Origin of the sequence: Phenylobacterium sp., assembly GCF_004297125.1 — a bacterium.
Classification (GTDB): Bacteria; Pseudomonadota; Alphaproteobacteria; order Caulobacterales; family Caulobacteraceae; genus Phenylobacterium.
The window spans coordinates 311902-329143 of the sequence record NZ_SCVD01000021.1 but is presented as its reverse complement, the minus strand read 5'-3'; the positions used below and the strand labels follow the sequence as shown (position 1 = coordinate 329143).

14 protein-coding genes and 1 tRNA gene are annotated in these 17242 nt (G+C 69.7%); 9 read left to right on the top strand and 6 right to left on the bottom strand.

Translation table 11 applies throughout. The features are described from left to right. Window positions 1-12 precede the first annotated feature (12 nt). The 3 genes from lptC to EPO51_RS14560 form a co-directional block, all read right to left on the bottom strand. The gene (gene lptC, locus EPO51_RS14570) at window positions 13-645 is read right to left on the bottom strand and encodes an LPS export ABC transporter periplasmic protein LptC (RefSeq protein WP_293351733.1); all 633 of its coding nucleotides are present in this window, start codon (window positions 643-645) and stop codon (window positions 13-15) included. Window positions 646-654: 9 nt separating this feature from the next. After that, window positions 655-1272: a ribonuclease D gene (locus EPO51_RS14565; protein WP_293351731.1), complete on the bottom strand. Its 618-nt coding sequence runs from the start codon at window positions 1270-1272 to the stop codon at window positions 655-657. A gap of 101 nt (window positions 1273-1373) precedes the next feature. Beyond that, a tRNA-Leu gene (locus EPO51_RS14560) sits at window positions 1374-1460 on the bottom strand. A 141-nt stretch (window positions 1461-1601) separates the two neighbouring features. Here EPO51_RS14560 and EPO51_RS14555 point away from each other — a divergent pair. Continuing rightward, on the top strand, window positions 1602-2579 hold the full coding sequence (locus EPO51_RS14555; protein WP_293351729.1) for a complex I NDUFA9 subunit family protein: 978 nt from the start codon (window positions 1602-1604) through the stop codon (window positions 2577-2579). A 16-nt stretch (window positions 2580-2595) separates the two neighbouring features. On the opposite strand, the gene EPO51_RS14550 is transcribed toward EPO51_RS14555, so the two are convergent. Then, window positions 2596-3396: an undecaprenyl-diphosphate phosphatase gene (locus EPO51_RS14550; RefSeq protein ID WP_293351727.1), complete on the bottom strand. Its 801-nt coding sequence runs from the start codon at window positions 3394-3396 to the stop codon at window positions 2596-2598. Between the two features lie 216 nt (window positions 3397-3612). Here EPO51_RS14550 and EPO51_RS14545 point away from each other — a divergent pair, with 216 nt between their 5' ends. Together EPO51_RS14545 and gltB are read left to right on the top strand one after the other, a co-directional pair. Then, entirely contained in the window at window positions 3613-5061 is a 1449-nt protein-coding gene (locus EPO51_RS14545; RefSeq protein ID WP_293351725.1) for an NAD(P)-dependent oxidoreductase, read from the top strand. Between the two features lie 5 nt (window positions 5062-5066). Further along, window positions 5067-9611, top strand: a complete 4545-nt coding sequence (gene gltB, locus EPO51_RS14540) for a glutamate synthase large subunit (RefSeq protein ID WP_293351723.1) — start codon at window positions 5067-5069, stop codon at window positions 9609-9611. Here the strand turns inward: gltB and EPO51_RS14535 are convergent. After that, on the bottom strand, window positions 9608-10771 hold the full coding sequence (locus EPO51_RS14535) for a citrate synthase (protein WP_293351721.1): 1164 nt from the start codon (window positions 10769-10771) through the stop codon (window positions 9608-9610). The genes gltB and EPO51_RS14535 overlap by 4 nt on opposite strands. An 84-nt stretch (window positions 10772-10855) precedes the next feature. Here EPO51_RS14535 and EPO51_RS14530 point away from each other — a divergent pair, with 84 nt between their 5' ends. The 5 genes from EPO51_RS14530 (at window position 10856) to EPO51_RS14510 (ending at window position 15574) form a co-directional block, all read left to right on the top strand. Next, complete coding sequence (locus EPO51_RS14530) at window positions 10856-11929, top strand: citrate synthase/methylcitrate synthase (protein WP_293351719.1); 1074 nt, start codon at window positions 10856-10858, stop codon at window positions 11927-11929. 54 nt (window positions 11930-11983) lie between these two features. Continuing rightward, entirely contained in the window at window positions 11984-12937 is a 954-nt protein-coding gene (locus EPO51_RS14525; RefSeq protein ID WP_293351717.1) for a cation diffusion facilitator family transporter, read from the top strand. An 80-nt stretch (window positions 12938-13017) separates the two neighbouring features. Then, complete coding sequence (gene fzlA, locus EPO51_RS14520; RefSeq protein ID WP_293351715.1) at window positions 13018-13707, top strand: FtsZ-binding protein FzlA; 690 nt, start codon at window positions 13018-13020, stop codon at window positions 13705-13707. After that, window positions 13688-14824: a tRNA epoxyqueuosine(34) reductase QueG gene (gene queG, locus EPO51_RS14515; RefSeq protein WP_293351713.1), complete on the top strand. Its 1137-nt coding sequence runs from the start codon at window positions 13688-13690 to the stop codon at window positions 14822-14824. The genes fzlA and queG overlap by 20 nt, the downstream gene beginning before the upstream one ends. Window positions 14825-14866: 42 nt before the next feature. Next, complete coding sequence (locus tag EPO51_RS14510) at window positions 14867-15574, top strand: DUF899 family protein (protein WP_293351711.1); 708 nt, start codon at window positions 14867-14869, stop codon at window positions 15572-15574. Here the strand turns inward: EPO51_RS14510 and rfbC are convergent. After that, on the bottom strand, window positions 15571-16122 hold the full coding sequence (gene rfbC / locus EPO51_RS14505; protein ID WP_293351709.1) for a dTDP-4-dehydrorhamnose 3,5-epimerase: 552 nt from the start codon (window positions 16120-16122) through the stop codon (window positions 15571-15573). The two genes, EPO51_RS14510 and rfbC, sit on opposite strands and share 4 nt — an antisense overlap. 32 nt (window positions 16123-16154) lie before the next feature. Here rfbC and EPO51_RS14500 point away from each other — a divergent pair, with 32 nt between their 5' ends. Continuing rightward, window positions 16155-17186: a glycosyltransferase family 2 protein gene (locus EPO51_RS14500; protein ID WP_293351707.1), complete on the top strand. Its 1032-nt coding sequence runs from the start codon at window positions 16155-16157 to the stop codon at window positions 17184-17186. Window positions 17187-17242 lie beyond the last annotated feature (56 nt).

Below are 17242 nucleotides of genomic sequence, written 5' to 3'. Positions count from 1 at the left end.
TGCCTTCAGCATCTATTTCTTGGTCTCAAGGCGCGTACGGACGCCGCCCTTGAAGACCATGCGATCACCTTTGCCGTATACGCCATAGGAGTCTGCGCGGATTTCTCCAAGACCCCCTGCGCCCTGAATGGGGCCTGAACCGACAACCTCGCCGGTCTTGGTGTCGAACAGCGAGGCCGCGGTGTCGAAGGCGTTCTTCGAATCGGCCATCCGCACGCCGTTCGAGAGCTCGAGCTTGCCGCTCTGTTCGTGGAAGATCCCGTCGGCGCCGTTGATGCGCATCTCGTCCGGGCCCTTCTCGTCGAGGACCAAGGCGGGCTTCTTCAGGATCACCCGCTGGTAGTCCAGCCGGTCGCGGATCGCCGAGTCGGCGGTCAGCACGAAGGAGCGGCCCTTGTCGTCGCGGCCGATGAAGCGGGGATTGGTCAGCCGGATGGGCTCGTCGCCCGCGCGGGCCGAGCGTGGCTGGGCGTTGAACGTCGACCAGGCGACGCTGCCCAGCAGGCCCGCGAAGATCAGGGCGATCGCGGCCGGCAGGGCCACTCGCAGGGTGCGCACCAGGCGCGAACGCCGGCGCCACCGCTCGAAGTCGGCGCGCCGGGGGTCTGCCAGCGGTTCGGGGTGGGGCGCGTCGGCGGCCGTCATGGCGCTTACTTAGGTATGGGCGAAGATATCGGCATCCTCCCAGCCGGCCACGTCCAGCAGGGCGCGGTGCGGGAGGAATTCGAAACAGGCGCGGGCGAAGTGGTCGCGGCGCTCGCGCACCAGCATCTCGTCGAGGCGGGCGCGCAGGGCGTGCAGGTGCAGGACGTCGGAAGCGGCATAGGCCACCTGGTCGTCGCTGAGCTTGGCGGCGCCCCAGTCCGAGCTCTGCTGCGCCTTGGACATGTCTATGCCCAGCAGCTCGCGGGACACGTCCTTCAGGCCATGCCGGTCGGTGTAGGTGCGAGCCAGCTTCGAGGCGATCTTGGTGCAGTAGACGGGGGCGGTCACCACCCCAAGATGCAGCCAGAACATGGCGATATCGAAGCGGCCGAAGTGGAAGATCTTGGTCACCGCCGGATCGGTCAGCAGGCGCTTGAGATTCGGTGCGTCGTAGGTGGCGCGGTCCAGCTTCACCACATGGGCGTCGCCCTTGCCGTCCGAGAGCTGCACGACGCAGAGCGGATCGCGGCCGAGCCTGAGGCCCATGGTCTCGGAATCGACGGCGACCGCGGAGGCATCGGCCAGCGCGTCGGCCGGCAAGTCGCCTTCATGCACGAAAGTGGTCACTGCGTTTCCAACTCCGACGTAATACCCCCGGTTTATCGTAGGGGGGGCGCCCAGGAAAGGACCGGAGCGGAGTATGCTCCTACCGGGTTGGATCAATCCGGTGGTGCCCAGGAAAGGACTCGAACCTTCACGGCCGTTAAGCCACTGGCACCTGAAGCCAGCGCGTCTACCAATTCCGCCACCTGGGCCCCGTCCGTCGGATCGGGAGGCGGCTACATATGGCAACGCCCCCACCGGGTCAACGGCCCTTCTCAGCGCCGGATTGCGGGCCGCCGCCGCATCGCCTAAACCGCACCCTTCTCAAGAGCGACAGGACCGGCCGCGCCGTCATGCAGAACCTCGTCACCGTCTTCGGAGGCTCCGGCTTCGTGGGCACCCAGGCCGTCCGCTACCTGGCCAAGGCCGGCTGGCGCGTGCGCGTGGCGATCCGCAACCCGAACCTCGCCTACAAGATGCGCCTGCTGGGCGACGTGGGCCAGATCGACGTGGTCCAGGCCAATATCCGCAACCAGCCCTCGATCGAGCGCGCCCTGGACGGCGCGACGGTGTCGCTGAACCTGGCGGGCCTGCTGCGCGAGACCGGCCGCCAGGGGTTCCAGGCCATCCATGTGATGGGCGCGCGCAACGTCGCCGAGGCGGCCCGGACCATGGGCGTCGCCCGCGTCGTGCAGATGTCGGCCCTGGGCGCCGACCCCGCCTCGCCGTCGAAGTACCTGCGCACCAAGGCCGAGGGAGAGGCCGCGGTCCGCGCGGTCTACGCCAACGCCACCATCGTGCGACCCTCCATCGTCTTCGGCAATGGCGACGGCTTCTTCAACCGGTTCGCCGCCATGGCGCAGCTCAGCCCAGCCCTGCCGCTGATCGGCGGCGGGCACACCCGCTTCCAGCCGGTGTTCGTGGGCGACGTGGGTCAGGCCCTGGCCCGCGTGGTGACCGACGAGGCGACCGCCGGCCAGACCTATGAGTTGGGCGGCCCGGGCGCGTTCAGCTTCAAAGAACTGATGGAGAAGATGCTGGCCGAGACCGGACAGCATCGCCTGCTGATCCCGGTGCCCTGGCCAGTCGCGAGCGCGCTCGGCAGCCTTTGCGACCTGGTCGCCGGCGTGATCCCGCCGCCGGTGACGACGGACCAGGTGGAGGCGCTGCGCAGCGACAATGTCGTCAGCGGCCAATACCCCGGCCTGAGCGACCTGGGGATCACGCCCACCAGCCTCGAGGCGGTGCTTCCGACCTATCTCTACAGCTACCGCAAGGGCGGCCAGTACGCCGACCAGGACGCCCGGGAGATGGAAGCCGGCAGGGCCTGAGCCGCGGCCGCCCGGATCAGTTCAGCGTCAGCAGCGCCAGCCCGATCCCGCCGATCGCGATCCGCAGCCAGCCGAAGGGCGCCAGGCCGCGGCTGGTGACGATCGCCAGCATGGTGCGGATCACCACGATGGCCACCAGGAAGGCGACCACGAAGCCGATGGCGATGAGCGGCAGGGTGTCGCCGGTGAGCTGGTCGCGGCTTTCCCAGGCATCCAGCACGAAGGCGCCCAGCATGGTCGGGATCGCCAGGAAGAAGGTGAATTCGGCGGCCGCCCGCTTTTCCACCCCGAACAGCATGCCGCCCACGATGGTGGCGCCGGAGCGCGAGACGCCCGGCATCATGGCCAGCACCTGGAAGAGGCCGATCGCCAGCGCCTTGACCAGCGGCAGCTTGAAGGCGTCGTGCGCGACGGGCTTGGGCGCGATGCGGTCGATGAACAGCAGCACGATCCCGCCCAGGATCAGCGAGATGCACTGCACGATCGGGCTGTCGAACAGCACAGCCTTGATGAAGTCGTGGAGCAGGAGGCCAAGCACCACCGACGGCAGGAAGGCCACGATCACCGTCAGGGCGAACTTGCGCGCCTCGGGGTCGGTGGGCAGGCCGATCACCTGCTTCCAGAGCTTGCCGAAATAGAGGGCGACCACCGCCAGGATCGCCCCCAGTTGGATCATCACCGCAAACGTGTCCCAGAATCCGCTGGGCAGTCCCATGGCCTGCTTGGCCAGGAGCATCATCCCCGTCGAGGAGACCGGTATGAACTCGGTCAGGCCTTCGATGACGCCCAGGATGATGGCGTAGACCCAGTCCGGCACGGTGACGCTCCAATACAAGTCGGCAGGGCCGAAGGGGCGGCACTATGGTGAAAAAGAAGTTCATCTCAAAATTGGACTATTTTTCGCCCGCGGCCGCGCCAGAAGGTCACATCGGCGTCATACCGCGACACTAATAGTCCACTATATGGACTTACTGCTTTCCAGCCGGATTGTCGGCCTCTAGATGGCGCCTCGGACAGGAGAAGGCGCAGTCCCATGGCTGAGCGCATGCTGAAGTTTACGGTGACGCCGAGGACGACCCCGGAGAAGCGGGCGGCCGACGCGCGCTCGGGCGACTTTCACGAGATCTACCGCGACTTCATCGACGCCAAGGCCTCGGAACAGGCCTCGCGCTGCTCGCAGTGCGGCGTCCCGTTCTGTCAGACCCACTGCCCACTGCACAACAACATCCCCGACTGGCTGCGGATGACCGCCGAAGGCCGGCTGGAAGAGGCCTACGCCCTCAGCCAGGCCACCAACGCCATGCCCGAGATCTGCGGCCGCATCTGCCCGCAGGACCGGCTGTGCGAAGGCAACTGCGTGATCGAGCAGTCGGGCCACGGCACCGTCACCATCGGCGCGGTCGAGCGCTACCTGTCGGACAAAGCCTGGGAGATGGGCTGGGTCCGTCCCGTGGTCGCCGGCGCGGATCGCCGGCAGTCGGTGGGAATCGTCGGCGCGGGCCCGGCAGGCCTTGCCGCGGCCGAGCGCCTGCGCGAGCTGGGCTATGCGGTCACCGTCTACGACCGCCACGACCGGCCCGGCGGCCTGCTGGTCTACGGCATCCCCGGCTTCAAGCTGGAGAAGGACGTCGTGGAGCGCCGCACGCGGCGCCTCGCCGAGGGCGGGGTGGAATATGTGCTGGACTTCGAGGTCGGCCGCGACGCCACGCTGGACCAGCTGCGGGCCAAGCACGACAGTGTCCTGATCGCCACCGGCGTCTATGCGGCGCGCGACATGACCGTTCCGGGCGCGGGCTCGGCCGGGGTGGTGGCGGCTCTGGACTACCTGATCGCCTCCAACCGCAAGGGCATGGGCGACGAGGTCGTGGACTTCGACTCCGGCAAGCTGAACGCCGAGGGCAAGGACGTCGTGGTGGTCGGCGGCGGCGACACCGCCATGGACTGCGTGCGCACCGCCGTCCGCCAGGGCGCGACCTCGGTGACCTGCCTCTACCGCCGCGACCGCGCCAACATGCCGGGCTCGGACCGCGAGGTGGCCAACGCCGAGGAAGAGGGCGTCATCTTCGAATGGCTGGCCGCGCCCAAGGCGGTGACCGGCGACGCGCTGAAGGCCGCGGGCCTGGTGGCCGCGCGCATGCGCCTGGGCCCGCCGGACTCGTCGGGCCGCCAGGCGCCGGAGGAGATCGAGGGCGCCGACTTCGACCTGCGCGCCGACCTCGTCATCAAGGCCCTGGGCTTCGACCCCGAGGACCTGCCGACGGCCTTCGACGTCCCCGACCTGGCCGTGACCCGCTGGGGCACGGTGAAGGCCGACATGCGCAGCATGATGACCTCGATCCCGGGCGTCTTCGCCGCCGGCGACATCGTCCGCGGCGCGAGCCTGGTGGTCTGGGCGATCCGCGACGGCCGCGACGCCGCCGAGGCCATCCACCGCTACCTGATGGCGCACGCCCGCGCCGACGCCCTGACCCCCGCCGAGTGACGCCGATGACCGACGACATCCTCGCCCGCTACGAACACGACCGGCAGCGCCTGCTCGACGCCAACGGCGGCTACGACATCACCGCCCAGCACGACGCCTGCGGCGTGGGGCTGGTCTGCGCGATCGACGGCAAGCCCCGCCGCGAGGTCGTGGAGCTGGCCATCCGTGCGCTGAAAGCCGTCTGGCATCGGGGCGCGGTGGACGCCGACGGCAAGACCGGCGACGGCGCCGGCGTGCTGGTCTCGGTGCCGCAGGACTTCTTCGCCGCCCACGTGGAGCGGATCGGCCACGTCGTGCGACCCGGTCCCATCGCCGTCGGCCAGGTCTTCCTGCCCCGCGTCGACCTGGGCGCCCAGGAGGCCGCCCGGACCATCGTGGAGTCCGAGGTGCTGCGCTTCGGCTTCTACATCTATGGCTGGCGCCAGGTGCCGACCGACACCTCGGTGATCGGCGAGAAGGCCAACGCCACGCGCCCCGAGATCGAGCAGATCATGCTCTCGCCGCCCAAGGGCATGGACGGCGAGGCGCTGGAGCGCGCCCTGTTCCTCTGCCGCAAGCGGATCGAGAAGCGGGTCGCCCAGGCCAACATCCAGCACTTCTACATCTGCTCCCTGTCGGCGCGGGCGCTGATCTACAAGGGCATGTTCCTGGCGGAGAGCATCGACGCCTTCTACCCGGACCTGACCGACCCGCGCTTCCAGGCCGCGGTGGCGATCTTCCACCAGCGCTATTCCACCAACACCTTCCCCGAATGGCGGCTGGCCCAGCCGTTCCGGATGCTGGCCCACAACGGCGAGATCAACACGCTGAAGGGCAACGTCAACTGGATGAAAAGCCACGAGATCCGCATGGCGGCCTCGGCGTTCGGCGACTACCAGGACGACATCAAGCCGGTGATCCAGCCGGGCGTTTCCGACTCGGCCGCCCTCGACAACACATTCGAGGTGCTGGTCCGCGCCGGCCGCGACGCGCCCATGGCCAAGACCCTGCTGATCCCCGAGGCGTGGAACACCCGCTCGGGCGAGCAGATGAAGGCCAGCCACAGGGCCCTCTATTCGTACTGCAACGCCGTCATGGAGCCGTGGGACGGCCCGGCGGCGGTCTGCGCCAGCGACGGCCGCTGGGTGGTGGCGGGCAAGGACCGCAACGGCCTGCGCCCCCTGCGCGTCGCCCAGACTTCGGACGGACTGCTGATCGTCGGCTCCGAGGCCGGGATGTGCCGGGTCGAGGAGAGCCGGATCATCCGCAAGGCGCACATCGAGCCCGGGCGGATGCTGGCGATCGACCTCAACGAGGGCAAGCTCTACGACGAGGAGGCGATCCTCGACCGCCTGGCCAACCAGCACCCCTACGACCGCTGGCTCGGCAACATGGTGGACCTCGAGGAGAAGATCGGCCCCGGGCCCGAACCCCGCCTCTACGGCCGCGAGGAACTGGTGCGCCGCCAGGCCGCCGCCGGCATCACGCTGGAAGACCTGGAGCTGATCCTGGCCCCGATGGTCGAGGACGCCAAGGAGGCCGTCGGCTCCATGGGCGACGACACGCCGCTGGCCGTGCTGTCCGAGGGCTACCGCCCGCTCAGCCACTTCTTCCGCCAGAACTTCAGCCAGGTGACCAACCCGCCGATCGACTCGCTGCGCGAGACGGCGGTGATGAGCCTCAAGACCCGGTTCAAGAACCTCGGCAACATCCTGGCCGAGAACGAGACCCAGGCCGACGTCTTCGTGATGGAAAGCCCGGTGCTCACCACCGGCATGTACAACCGCGTGATCGAGGTCATCGGCGAGAAGAACGTCGCCCAGATCGATTGCACCATGCCGATCCCTGCGGACGAGAGCCGCGGCGGCGACGCCCTGCGCGCCAACCTGGACCGCATCCGCGCCGAGGCCGAGGAAGCCGCCCTGCGCGGCTGCTCGACCATCGTGCTCACCGACATGGGCACGGGGCCGGAGCGCGTCGCCCTGCCGATGATCCTGGCGACCGGCGGCGTCCACGCCTGGCTGGTGGGCAAGGGCCTGCGGTCCTACGTCTCGATCATCGTCCGCTCGGCCGAGTGCCTGGACACCCACGCCTTCGCCGTCCTGATCGGCGTGGGCGCGACGGCGGTGAACGCCTATCTGGCTCAGGAAAGCTATGTCGATCGCCTGGAGCGCGGCCTGACCGGGGAGCTGACGCTCCGCGACCTGTGCCTGAACCACAAGAAGGCGATCGAGGGCGGCCTGCTCAAGATCATCTCCAAGATGGGGATCTCGGTGATCTCCTCATACCGCGGCGGCTACAACTTCGAAGCCGTCGGCCTGTCGCGCAGCCTGGTGGCCGAGTTCTTCCCGGGGATGCCCTCGCGCATCTCCGGCATCGGCCTGGCCGGCCTGGAAGCCAAGGCGGTCGAGCTGCACCGCAAGTCCTGGGACCCGGCGGCGATCAGCCTGCCGGTGGGCGGCTTCTACAAGGCGCGCCGCACGGGCGAGGCCCACGCCTTCGAGGCGCGGATGATCCATACCCTGCAGCGCGCCTGCGACACCGGCGACTACCAGGTCTTCAAGCGCTTCTCGGACGGCCTGCGCACCCTGCCGGCCATCCAGCTCCGCGACCTGCTGGACATCCGCGCCGACGCCAAGCCGGCGCCGCTGGAGGAGGTCGAGAGCGTCAATGAGATCCGCAAGCGCTTCCTGACCCCCGGCATGAGCCTGGGCGCGCTCGGCCCCGAGGCCCACGGCGTGCTCAACATCGCCATGAACCGGATCGGCGCGAAGTCGGTGTCCGGCGAGGGCGGCGAGGATCGCAGCCGCTACCAGCCGCTGCCCAACGGCGACAATCCCAACTCGGCGGTGAAGCAGATCGCCTCGGGCCGGTTCGGCGTCACCGCCGAATACCTGAACCAGTGCCGCGAGATCGAGATCAAGGTCAGCCAGGGCGCCAAGCCCGGCGAGGGCGGGCAGCTTCCGGGCTTCAAGGTCACCGAACTGATCGCGCGGCTGCGGCACGCGACGCCGGGAGTGATGCTGATCAGCCCGCCGCCGCACCACGACATCTATTCGATCGAGGACCTGGCCCAGCTCATCTACGACCTGAAGCAGATCAACCCCGACGCCCGGGTGACGGTGAAGCTGGTCTCGATGACCGGGATCGGCGCCATCGCGGCCGGCGTGGCCAAGGCCAAGGCCGACGTCATCCTGATCTCCGGCAACGTCGGCGGCACCGGCGCCTCGCCGCAGACCTCGATCAAATATGCCGGCGGGCCCTGGGAGATGGGCCTCTCCGAAGCCCACCAGGTGCTGACCCTGAATAACCTGCGCCACTTCGTGCGCCTGCGCACCGACGGCGGCATCCGCACCGGCCGCGACGTGGTGATCGCCGCCATGCTGGGGGCCGAGGAGTTCGGGATCGGCACCGCCAGCCTGATCGCCATGGGCTGCATCATGGTGCGCCAGTGCCATTCCAACACCTGCCCGGTGGGGGTCTGCACCCAGGACGAGGGCCTACGCTCGAAGTTCACCGGCACGCCGGAGAAGGTGATCAACCTCTTCACCTTCATCGCCGAGGAGGTCCGCGAGATCCTGGCCAAGATCGGCGCCCGGTCGCTCAACGAGGTGATCGGCCGCACCGACCTGCTCATGCAGGTCAGCCGCGGCGGCGAGCATCTGGACGACCTCGACCTGAACCCGCTGCTGGTGAAGGCCGACCCCGGCCTCAACAAGCCGTTCTGCACCATCGAGGGCCGCAACGAGGTGCCCGACACCCTCGACGCCCAGATCGTCCGCGACGCCGCCCCCATGCTGGAGCGCGGCGAGAAGATGCAGCTCACCTACACGGTGCAGAACACCGCGCGCGCCATTGGCACGCGGACGTCCTCGCACATGGTGCGCACCTTCGGCATGGACGGCCTGCAGCCGGGCCACCTGACGGTGCAGCTCAAGGGCTCGGCCGGCCAGAGCCTGGGCGCCTTCGCGGTGCAGGGCCTGCGCCTGGAAGTGACCGGCGAGGCCAACGACTACGTCGGCAAGGGGCTTTCCGGCGCGACGATCGTGATCAAGCCGGCGCCCCAGCTGGCCCAGCCGCACCTGAACGCCATCATCGGCAACACGGTGCTGTACGGCGCGACGTCCGGCCGGCTGTTCGCCGCCGGCCTGGCGGGCGAGCGGTTCGGCGTGCGGAACTCGGGCGCGACGACGGTGATCGAGGGCTGCGGCGCCAACGGGCTGGAGTACATGACCGGCGGGACGGCGGTGATCCTGGGTCGCGTGGGCTTCAACTTCGCCGCGGGCATGACCGGCGGAATGGCCTTCGTCCACGACCCGGAAGCGAGCTTCCACCGGGTGCTCAACACCGAGAGCGTGATCGTCCGCCGCGTCTCCAGCCCGCACTGGCAGGACGTGCTGAAGAAGCTGGTCGAGGAGCACCAGCGGGAAACCGGCTCGGCCCTGGCCCTCGACCTGCTGCGCAACTGGGACCTTGCGCTGGCGGACTTCTGGCAGGTCTGCCCGAAGGAGATGGTCGGCCGCCTCGACCATCCTCTCGAGGCCGAAGAGCGGATGCACGAGCGGGCTTAGCCTGCTTCCGGCTCTGGCCCGATGTACCGCGCGCGGGGGCGGATCAAGGAATCCGTCTGGCCTTGCTCGATGGCGTGGGCGATCCAGCCGGCGCAGCGGGCGATGCTGAACAGGGCGAAGGGGGCGTCCTGCGGCAGTTTCAGCGCTTCGCAGGCGGCGATCAGGGCGTAGTCCACGTTGGGCGTCAGGCCCGTGATCGCCTTCACCGCATCCTGCAACCTGGCCAGCTCAGGCGGCGGCGTGAAGCGGTCCAGCAGCGCGGCGGCGCGCGGATCGCCGTCCGGATAGAGGTTGTGGCCGAAGCCCGGCAGGGCGCGGTCGTCGGTGAGCCGGCTGGCGATGGCCTCGCGCGGGCCCAGCTGGGCGGCCTCGGCCGCGAACTTGCGCACCGCCGCCGTCGCCCCGCCGTGGCGCGGACCCGAGAGCGTCGCGAGGCCGGCCAGCGCCGCCGCGGCCAGCGACGCGCCGGTCGAGGCGGCGACGCGCGCGGCGAAGGCCGAGGCGTTCAGCTCATGGTCGGCGACCAGCACCAGGATGCGGCGGATCAGGTCGGCGCCCGGCCCGCCCGGCCCCTGCCCCCAGGCCAGCGCCAGCCGGTTGTGGATCGCCCCGCCGCCGACCTCGCCGGCGATGGCGTCGGTCAGGACGTCCAGCAGGGTCGCCGCCTCCACCGCCAGGGCCAGGGCCGCCCGGCCGCGGGCCGGCGGATCGGCCGCCGCCCGGAGGGCGAGGGCCAGGTAGGCGCGGGTCCGCATGTCCGGTCCGGACGGAGGCGTCGGTCGGTCGGTGCGCTTCAGCGCCGCGCCGTGCCCCCCGCGAAGCAGGCGCGCGACGGATTCCAGCGTCTCGGTCTCGGCCAGCCGGATGGCGTCGCGGCCGCGATAGAACAGGCGCCCTCCGCTCACCGTGGTGATCTCGGAGGCCAGCACCGGCTCGCCCCATGAGATGGCGCCGGCGGCCACGTCGGAGATCTTGCGGCTGCGGGACTTGCGCTCGGCCAGGGCGGCGATGTCGGCGGCGCGATAGAGGCTGCGTCGCGGGTCGCCCGGATCGGGCCGCACGCTGACCCGGCCGCGACTCACATAGGCGTAGAGCGTCTGCGGGCGCACGCCCAGGCGGTCCCGGGCTTCCTCGGCGGCGATCCAGTCCGTCTGTGGCATCTATATATTGATCATATTGATCAATCTTGATTTCTCAAGCGCAAAGGCATTCCTGCAGTCCAGCAAGAGGATTGGAGACCTGTCATGTCCGATGGATTGGAAGGCGTCGTCGCCGCCCACACCGTGCTCAGCGAAGTGGATGGCGCGGCCGGCGTGCTGATCGTCCGGGGCCGCTCGCTGGACGAACTGGCCGGGCGTACGACCTACGAGGAGGTCGTGGGCCTGCTGTTCGCCGGCTTCTACGACGACCTGCCCGACGACATCCCCGCCGCCCTGGGCGCCGCCCGTGCCGAGGTGTTCGCCGAGGTCTCGGCCCTGGACACCGGTCTGCTGGACCGCACGCCGATCGAGGCCATGCGCGCGCTGACCGCCCGCCTCGCCGACGGCGACGACGCCAAGGTCGCCTTCCGCCTGCTGGCGGCGCCCGCCGTGTTCACCGCCGCCGTGGTCCGCGCCCAGGCGGGCGAAGCGCCGCTCGCCCCCGACCCGTCGCTGGGGCACGCCGCCGACATCCTGCGGATGCTGCGCGGGGTCCCGGCGTCGAAGGCCGAGGCGGATGCGTTGGACACCTATCTGGTCACCGTGGCCGACCACGGCCTGAACGCCTCGACCTTCGCCGCCCGCGTCGTGGCGTCCACCCGCGCCGGCCTCGGCTCGGCGGTGCTGGCCGGGATCAGCGCCCTGAAGGGGCCGCTGCACGGCGGCGCGCCGGGCCCGGTGATCGAGATGCTGGACGAGATCGGCGAGCCCTCGAACGCACGCGCCTGGATCGAAGCGGCCCTGGCGCGCGGCGACCGGCTGATGGGCTTTGGCCATCGGATCTACAAGGTCCGCGATCCCCGCGCCGACGCGCTGAAGACCGCCGTCCGCTGGCTGGACGCCCGCCAGGGCCGGCTGGAGTTCGCGGAGGCCGTGGAGGCTGCCGCTCTCGCCATCCTGCGCGAGCACAAGCCGGAACGCTCGCTGGAAACCAACGTCGAGTTCTACACCGCGCTTCTGCTGGAGGCCCTCGACTTCCCGCCCAGCGCCTTCACCTGCGTCTTCGCCATGGGGCGGGTGGCCGGCTGGCTCGCCCACGCCCGCGAACAGCTCGCCGGCGGCCGTCTCATCCGCCCCGCCAGCGTCTACGTCGGCCCGATGCCGAGGAAGGCGGCCTGATCCTTGAGAGTCGTTAGCGCTGGCGGCCCACGCTGCCGGCGCTAACTAGGGAGGATGGCCACCTCCCGCCTGAGCCCTGCCGAAACCGCCGCCCTCACCCGCCGGGTGACGCTGCTGTCGGTCGCCACCGCGGCGGTCCTGGTGACGATCAAGGCCATCGCCTGGATCGCCTCGGGCTCGACGGCGCTGCTGGCCTCGATGGCGGACTCCGGGCTGGACCTGATCGCCTCGCTGGCCACCGCCTTCGCCGTGCGGCTCGCAGCCGCGCCGCCCGACGCCGAGCACCGGTTCGGCCACGGCAAGGCCGAGGCCTTCGCCAGTCTGTTGCAGGCCGGCCTGGTCTTCGCCTCCGCCGCCCTGATCGTGCGTGAGGCCGTCGGTCATTTCGCCGACCCCCAGCCGCTGCAGCATGGTGGCTGGGCGGTGGGCGTGATGCTGGTCTCGACGGTCCTGACCCTCCTGCTGGTCGCCGCCCAGTCGCGGGTGCTGCGCCAGACCGCGTCGGTGGCGGTGGCCGGCGACCGCGCGCACTACCTGTCCGACTTCGCTTCCAACCTGGTCGCCCTGGCCGGCATCGCCGCGGCCGCCTGGCTGGGCGTCACCGGGTTCGACGCGGCCGCGGCGGTCGTGGTGGCGGGTCTGCTGCTCTGGAGCGCGGTCGGCGTGTTCCGCGAGGCGGCCAACCAGTTGATGGACCGTGAACTGCCGGACGAGGAGCGCGCCGAGATCGTGCGCCTGGCCAGCGCCGACCCGCGCCTGACCGACGTCCACCAGCTGCGCACCAGATCGTCCGGGCCCTACATCCATATGCAGATGCACGTCGCGCTCGACCCCGAGCTCACCCTGGAGGCCGCTCACGAGGTGGTGGTCGCCGCCGAGAAGCGGATCCTGGAGGCCTTCCCGGCCGCCGACATCATCATCCACGCCGACCCGCGCGGGCGGGCCGAACCGCATGGCGGCGCGTTCGCGGAATCCACAGATTCCGAGGCCTCGCGGGCAACGCGGTAAACGCCCCCTTAAGACCCTAAGCGTCTGTTGGGATTTCATTGATTCGCGTATGAGGCGCGGCCCTTTCCGTACATGCTGCCATGACCGTCGAACGCACCCTGCACCACTTTCCGCTCGACCCGGCTTCGCGCCAGGTGCGCCTGGTGCTGGGCGAGAAGCGGCTGCCGTTCACGGAGGTGTCGGTCCGCTACTGGGAGCGCCCGCGCGAGCTGACCAAGATGAACCCCTCCGGCATGGTGCCGGTGCTGGTGGAGACCACCGAGGGCGGACGCCCGCTGGTGCTGTGCGAGCCGCGGGCGATCATCGATCACCTGGACGAGACCAACCCCGAGCCCGCGCTGTTCGCCCAAGACCCGCTCGAACGCGCCGAGGCGCGCCGCCTGATCACCTGGTTCGAGCGCAAGTTCGAGTTCGAGGCCGGCGGCTACATCCTGCACGAGAAGATCGAGAAGCGACTGCTGGGCCTGGGCGCGCCGGAGCTGGCCAACCTGCGCCAGGGCAAGGAGGCCCTGAAGAACCACCTCTTCATGCTGGACGACCTGCTACAGGCCCGCGAATGGCTGGCCGGCAAGCGCCTGTCACTGGCCGACTTCGCCGCCGCGGCGCATTTCTCGGTGATCGACTATTTCGGCGACATGCCGTGGCGGGAGTTCCCCGCCGTGAAGACCTGGTACATGAAGATGAAATCCCGGCCCTGCTTCCGGCCGCTGCTCAACGACCGGTGGCCGGGCCTGCACCCCGCCGGGCACTATGACGACCTCGACTTCTGACACCGCAGAACCCCTGATCCGCGCGGAAGCGAAAGCGCTCGGCTTCGACCTCTGCCGCTTCACCGACATCGACGAGGCCTGGCCGGCGGCCGGACGGCTGTTCGAGTTCGTGGACGCGGGCCGCCATGGCGAGATGGCCTGGATGGCCGAGACCGCCGAGCGCCGGAAGCACCCGCGCGCCATGTGGCCGGGCGCGCGCTCGGCCATTGTCCTCGGGGTGAACTACGGCCCCAGCCGCGATCCGCTGGAGATCCTCGGGCAGCCGACCAAGGGGGCGATCAGCGTCTACGCCCAGGGCGACGACTATCACGAGGTGATCAAGGCGCGGCTGAAGGCCCTGGCCCGCTGGATAGTGGCGACCCTCGGCGGCGAGCTGAAGGTCTTCGTCGATACCGCGCCGCTGCTGGAGAAGCCGCTGGCCGAGCGCGCCGGCCTGGGCTGGCAGGGCAAGCACACGAACCTGGTCAGCCGTGAGTTCGGCTCCTGGCTGTTCCTGGGCTCGATCCTGACCACCCTGGAGCTGGAGCCCGACACCGTCGAAGCCACCACCTGCGGGACCTGCCGCGCCTGCCTGGACATCTGCCCGACCGGCGCGTTCCCCGCGCCTTACCAGCTCGATGCGCGACGCTGCATCTCGTACCTGACCATCGAGCTGAAGGGCCCGATCCCGCGGGAGCTCCGCGCCAGCCTCGGCAACCGCATCTACGGCTGCGACGACTGCCTGGCGGTCTGTCCGTGGAACAAGTTCGCGCAAGTCGGCCGCGAGCAGAAGCTGGCCGCGCGGGAGGCCCTGACGGCCCCGTCGCTCGCCGACCTGGTTCGGCTGGACGACCCGGCCTTCCGCGCCCTGTTCGCCAAGAACCCGGTCAAACGGATCGGCCGCGACCGCTTCGTCCGCAACGTGCTCTACGCCATCGGCAATTCGCGAGAGCCGGCCCTGGCCGCCGAGGCCGAGCCGCTGCTGGACGATCCCTCGCCCCTGGTGCGCGGGGCGGCCGTCTGGACCCTGGCGCGGCTCCTCCCCGCCGAGGCCTTCGCCAACTTGCGCGACGCGCGTTGTCGGAACGAGACCGACCCGGACGTTCTTGGGGAATGGTCGACCCCAACGGAAGCCTGACGAGGCGGGCCGTTCACGAGGTCGAGAACGGGAGACGATACGATGCCTGACGGTTCCAACCTGCCCAGCGCCGCCGCCCTCGCAGCCACGAACACGGCACGCTACCCGAACGAAAGCGTCGAGTACCGTACCGCACGCAACGCCCTTCTGGCCGAAGAGATCGAGCTGCGCCGCCATCTGGAGCGCGTCGCCGCGCAACGCCGCGCCCTGCCCCCTGGCGGCGAGGTCACCGCGGACTACAGGTTCATGGGCGAGAACGGGCCGGCCAGCCTGGCCGACATGTTCGGCGATCAGGACACCCTGGTGCTGTACAGCTGGATGTTCGGACCAGAGCGCGAGCGGCCCTGCCCCATGTGTACGAACGTGCTGGGCGCGTGGGACGGCGTCGCCGCAGACATCCGTCAGCAGGTGGCGCTGGCCGTCGTGGGACGCACATCGATCGCGCGGCAGGTCGCCTTCAAGGTCGAGCGCGGCTGGAAGAACCTGCCGATGTACGCCGACGTCGACGACGCCTTCAGCCGCGATTTCCACGCCACCGACATCGAGGGCAAGAGTGACAACCCCGGCTTCAACGTCTTCACCCGCGAGGGCGGGACCGTCCGTCACTTCTACAGCGGCGAGATGAGCGGCGACATGGCCGATCCCGGTCAGGATCCGCGCGGGGCGCCGGACCTGTCGCCGTTGTGGAGCGTGCTGGACATGACCCCGGCGGGGCGGAACCCCCACTGGTATCCCAAGCTCAGCTATTAGAACCCAACGTCGCCCAAGTCCTTCACGCGCGGCAGCTTGGTGTCCTTCTCGGACAGCATCGGTTCGCCGTCGAGCGGCCAGGGGATGCCCAGGTCGGGGTCGTTCCAGATGACCCCGCCCTCTTCGGTCGGCGCGTAAAGGTTATCGACCTTGTAGAAGATCTCGCACTCGGCGGTGAGCGTGCAGTAGCCGTGGGCGAAGCCGCGCGGCACCCAGAGCTGTTCCCCGCCCTCCGCGGTCAGCTCGGCGCTGACCCACTGCCCGTAGGTGGCCGAGCCCTTCCGCAGGTCGACCACCACATCGAAGATCGCGCCGCGCAGCGAGCGGATCAGCTTGCCCTGCGCCGTGGCGCCCTTCTGGAAGTGCAGGCCGCGCAGGATGCCCTTGGTCGAGCTGTAGGCCTGGTTGTCCTGGACGAACGTCGTGTCGGCCACGGTGCCGGCCAGGGCCTTCTGGCTCCAGGTTTCCGAGAACCAGCCCCGCGCATCGCCATGCCGCTTGGGCGTGATAAGCAGGACATCGGGAATGGCGAGCGGCGTGATCGTCATGATGATCCAACAGATGTGAGTGTGGCTGTCGCATGGCGCAGCAACGAGGCGATGACAAGGCCGAACACCCGCGGGTCACCGTCTGCGTGATCGCATACAACTCAGGGCCGACGCTGCGCACGTGCCTTGAGCACCTGGGCGCCCAGACCTTCCGCGATTTCGAGGCCCTGGTGATCGACAACGCCTCGCCGGATCCGGGAGATTCGACGATCGCCGCGTCGTTCCCGTGGGTCCGCCTGATCCGCAACGACGCGAACCTCGGCTTCACCGGGGCCGGCAACCAGGGGGCCCGCGAGGGCCGAGGCCGGTGGTACGTGCTGCTCAACCCCGACGCCTACGCCGAGCCGGACTGGCTGGCGAACCTGATGGCGGCGGCGGCGCGCCACGGGAAGGTGTCGTCCTTCACCTCGCGCCAGATGGTGGAGGGCGAGCCCGGCATATTGGACGGCCTGGGCGACGTCATGAGCATCACCGGCATCCCCTATCGCGGCGGCTACCTCAACCGCGACGAGGGCCAGGCGCGCGAGGGCGAGGTGTTCAGCCCCTGCGGCGCGGCCATGATGATCGACCGGGCGCTGTTCCTCGACCTGGGCGGCTTCGACGAGGACTTCTTCTGCTACGGCGAGGACGTCGACCTGGGCTATCGCCTGCAGCTCGCCGGCCAGCCGACGCTGCTGGTCCCCGACGCGACCATCCGCCACCTGGGTTCGGCGTCGTCGGGTGGGCCCAAGTCGGAATTCGCGGTCTTCCACGGCACGCGCAACCGCTTCTGGGTGCTGTTCAAGAACACCCCGGCCCCGCTGCTGCCGCTGGTGACGCCGCTGCACCTGATGACGCTGGTGCTGATCTACCTGAAGAAGGACAACCGCCCGCACATCCGGCTGATCCTGCGCGCCGTGCGGGCGGCGTTCGCGGGCGCGCCGAAGATGTTCCGCAGCCGCCGCGCGGTGCAGGCCCTGCGCCGTGCGTCGCTGGGCGACGTGGCGGGCGCAATGACGTGGAACCCGAAAGACCTCTCGCGCCGCCGCCCCGTGATCCGGCCGCTGAGAGCCTCGGCGCGATAACCGCGCTTCCTTCCACGTCATCCCACGGTCAGCCGAAGGCTGAGCCGGGGGATGAC

Bases quoted from the DNA above. Each gene is read 5' to 3' on its own strand.
- rfbC (WP_293351709.1), bottom strand. From the start codon at position 16,122: ATGACGATCACGCCGCTCGCCATTCCCGATGTCCTGCTTATCACGCCC.
- EPO51_RS14500 (WP_293351707.1), top strand. From the start codon at position 16,155: ATGGCGCAGCAACGAGGCGATGACAAGGCCGAACACCCGCGGGTCACC.
- queG (WP_293351713.1), top strand. From the start codon at position 13,688: ATGACGACCTCGACTTCTGACACCGCAGAACCCCTGATCCGCGCGGAA.
- gltB (WP_293351723.1), top strand. From the start codon at position 5,067: ATGACCGACGACATCCTCGCCCGCTACGAACACGACCGGCAGCGCCTG.
- EPO51_RS14530 (WP_293351719.1), top strand. From the start codon at position 10,856: ATGTCCGATGGATTGGAAGGCGTCGTCGCCGCCCACACCGTGCTCAGC.
- EPO51_RS14545 (WP_293351725.1), top strand. From the start codon at position 3,613: ATGGCTGAGCGCATGCTGAAGTTTACGGTGACGCCGAGGACGACCCCG.
- EPO51_RS14555 (WP_293351729.1), top strand. From the start codon at position 1,602: ATGCAGAACCTCGTCACCGTCTTCGGAGGCTCCGGCTTCGTGGGCACC.
- fzlA (WP_293351715.1), top strand. From the start codon at position 13,018: ATGACCGTCGAACGCACCCTGCACCACTTTCCGCTCGACCCGGCTTCG.
- EPO51_RS14535 (WP_293351721.1), bottom strand. From the start codon at position 10,771: ATGCCACAGACGGACTGGATCGCCGCCGAGGAAGCCCGGGACCGCCTG.
- EPO51_RS14510 (WP_293351711.1), top strand. From the start codon at position 14,867: ATGCCTGACGGTTCCAACCTGCCCAGCGCCGCCGCCCTCGCAGCCACG.
- lptC (WP_293351733.1), bottom strand. From the start codon at position 645: ATGACGGCCGCCGACGCGCCCCACCCCGAACCGCTGGCAGACCCCCGG.
- EPO51_RS14525 (WP_293351717.1), top strand. From the start codon at position 11,984: ATGGCCACCTCCCGCCTGAGCCCTGCCGAAACCGCCGCCCTCACCCGC.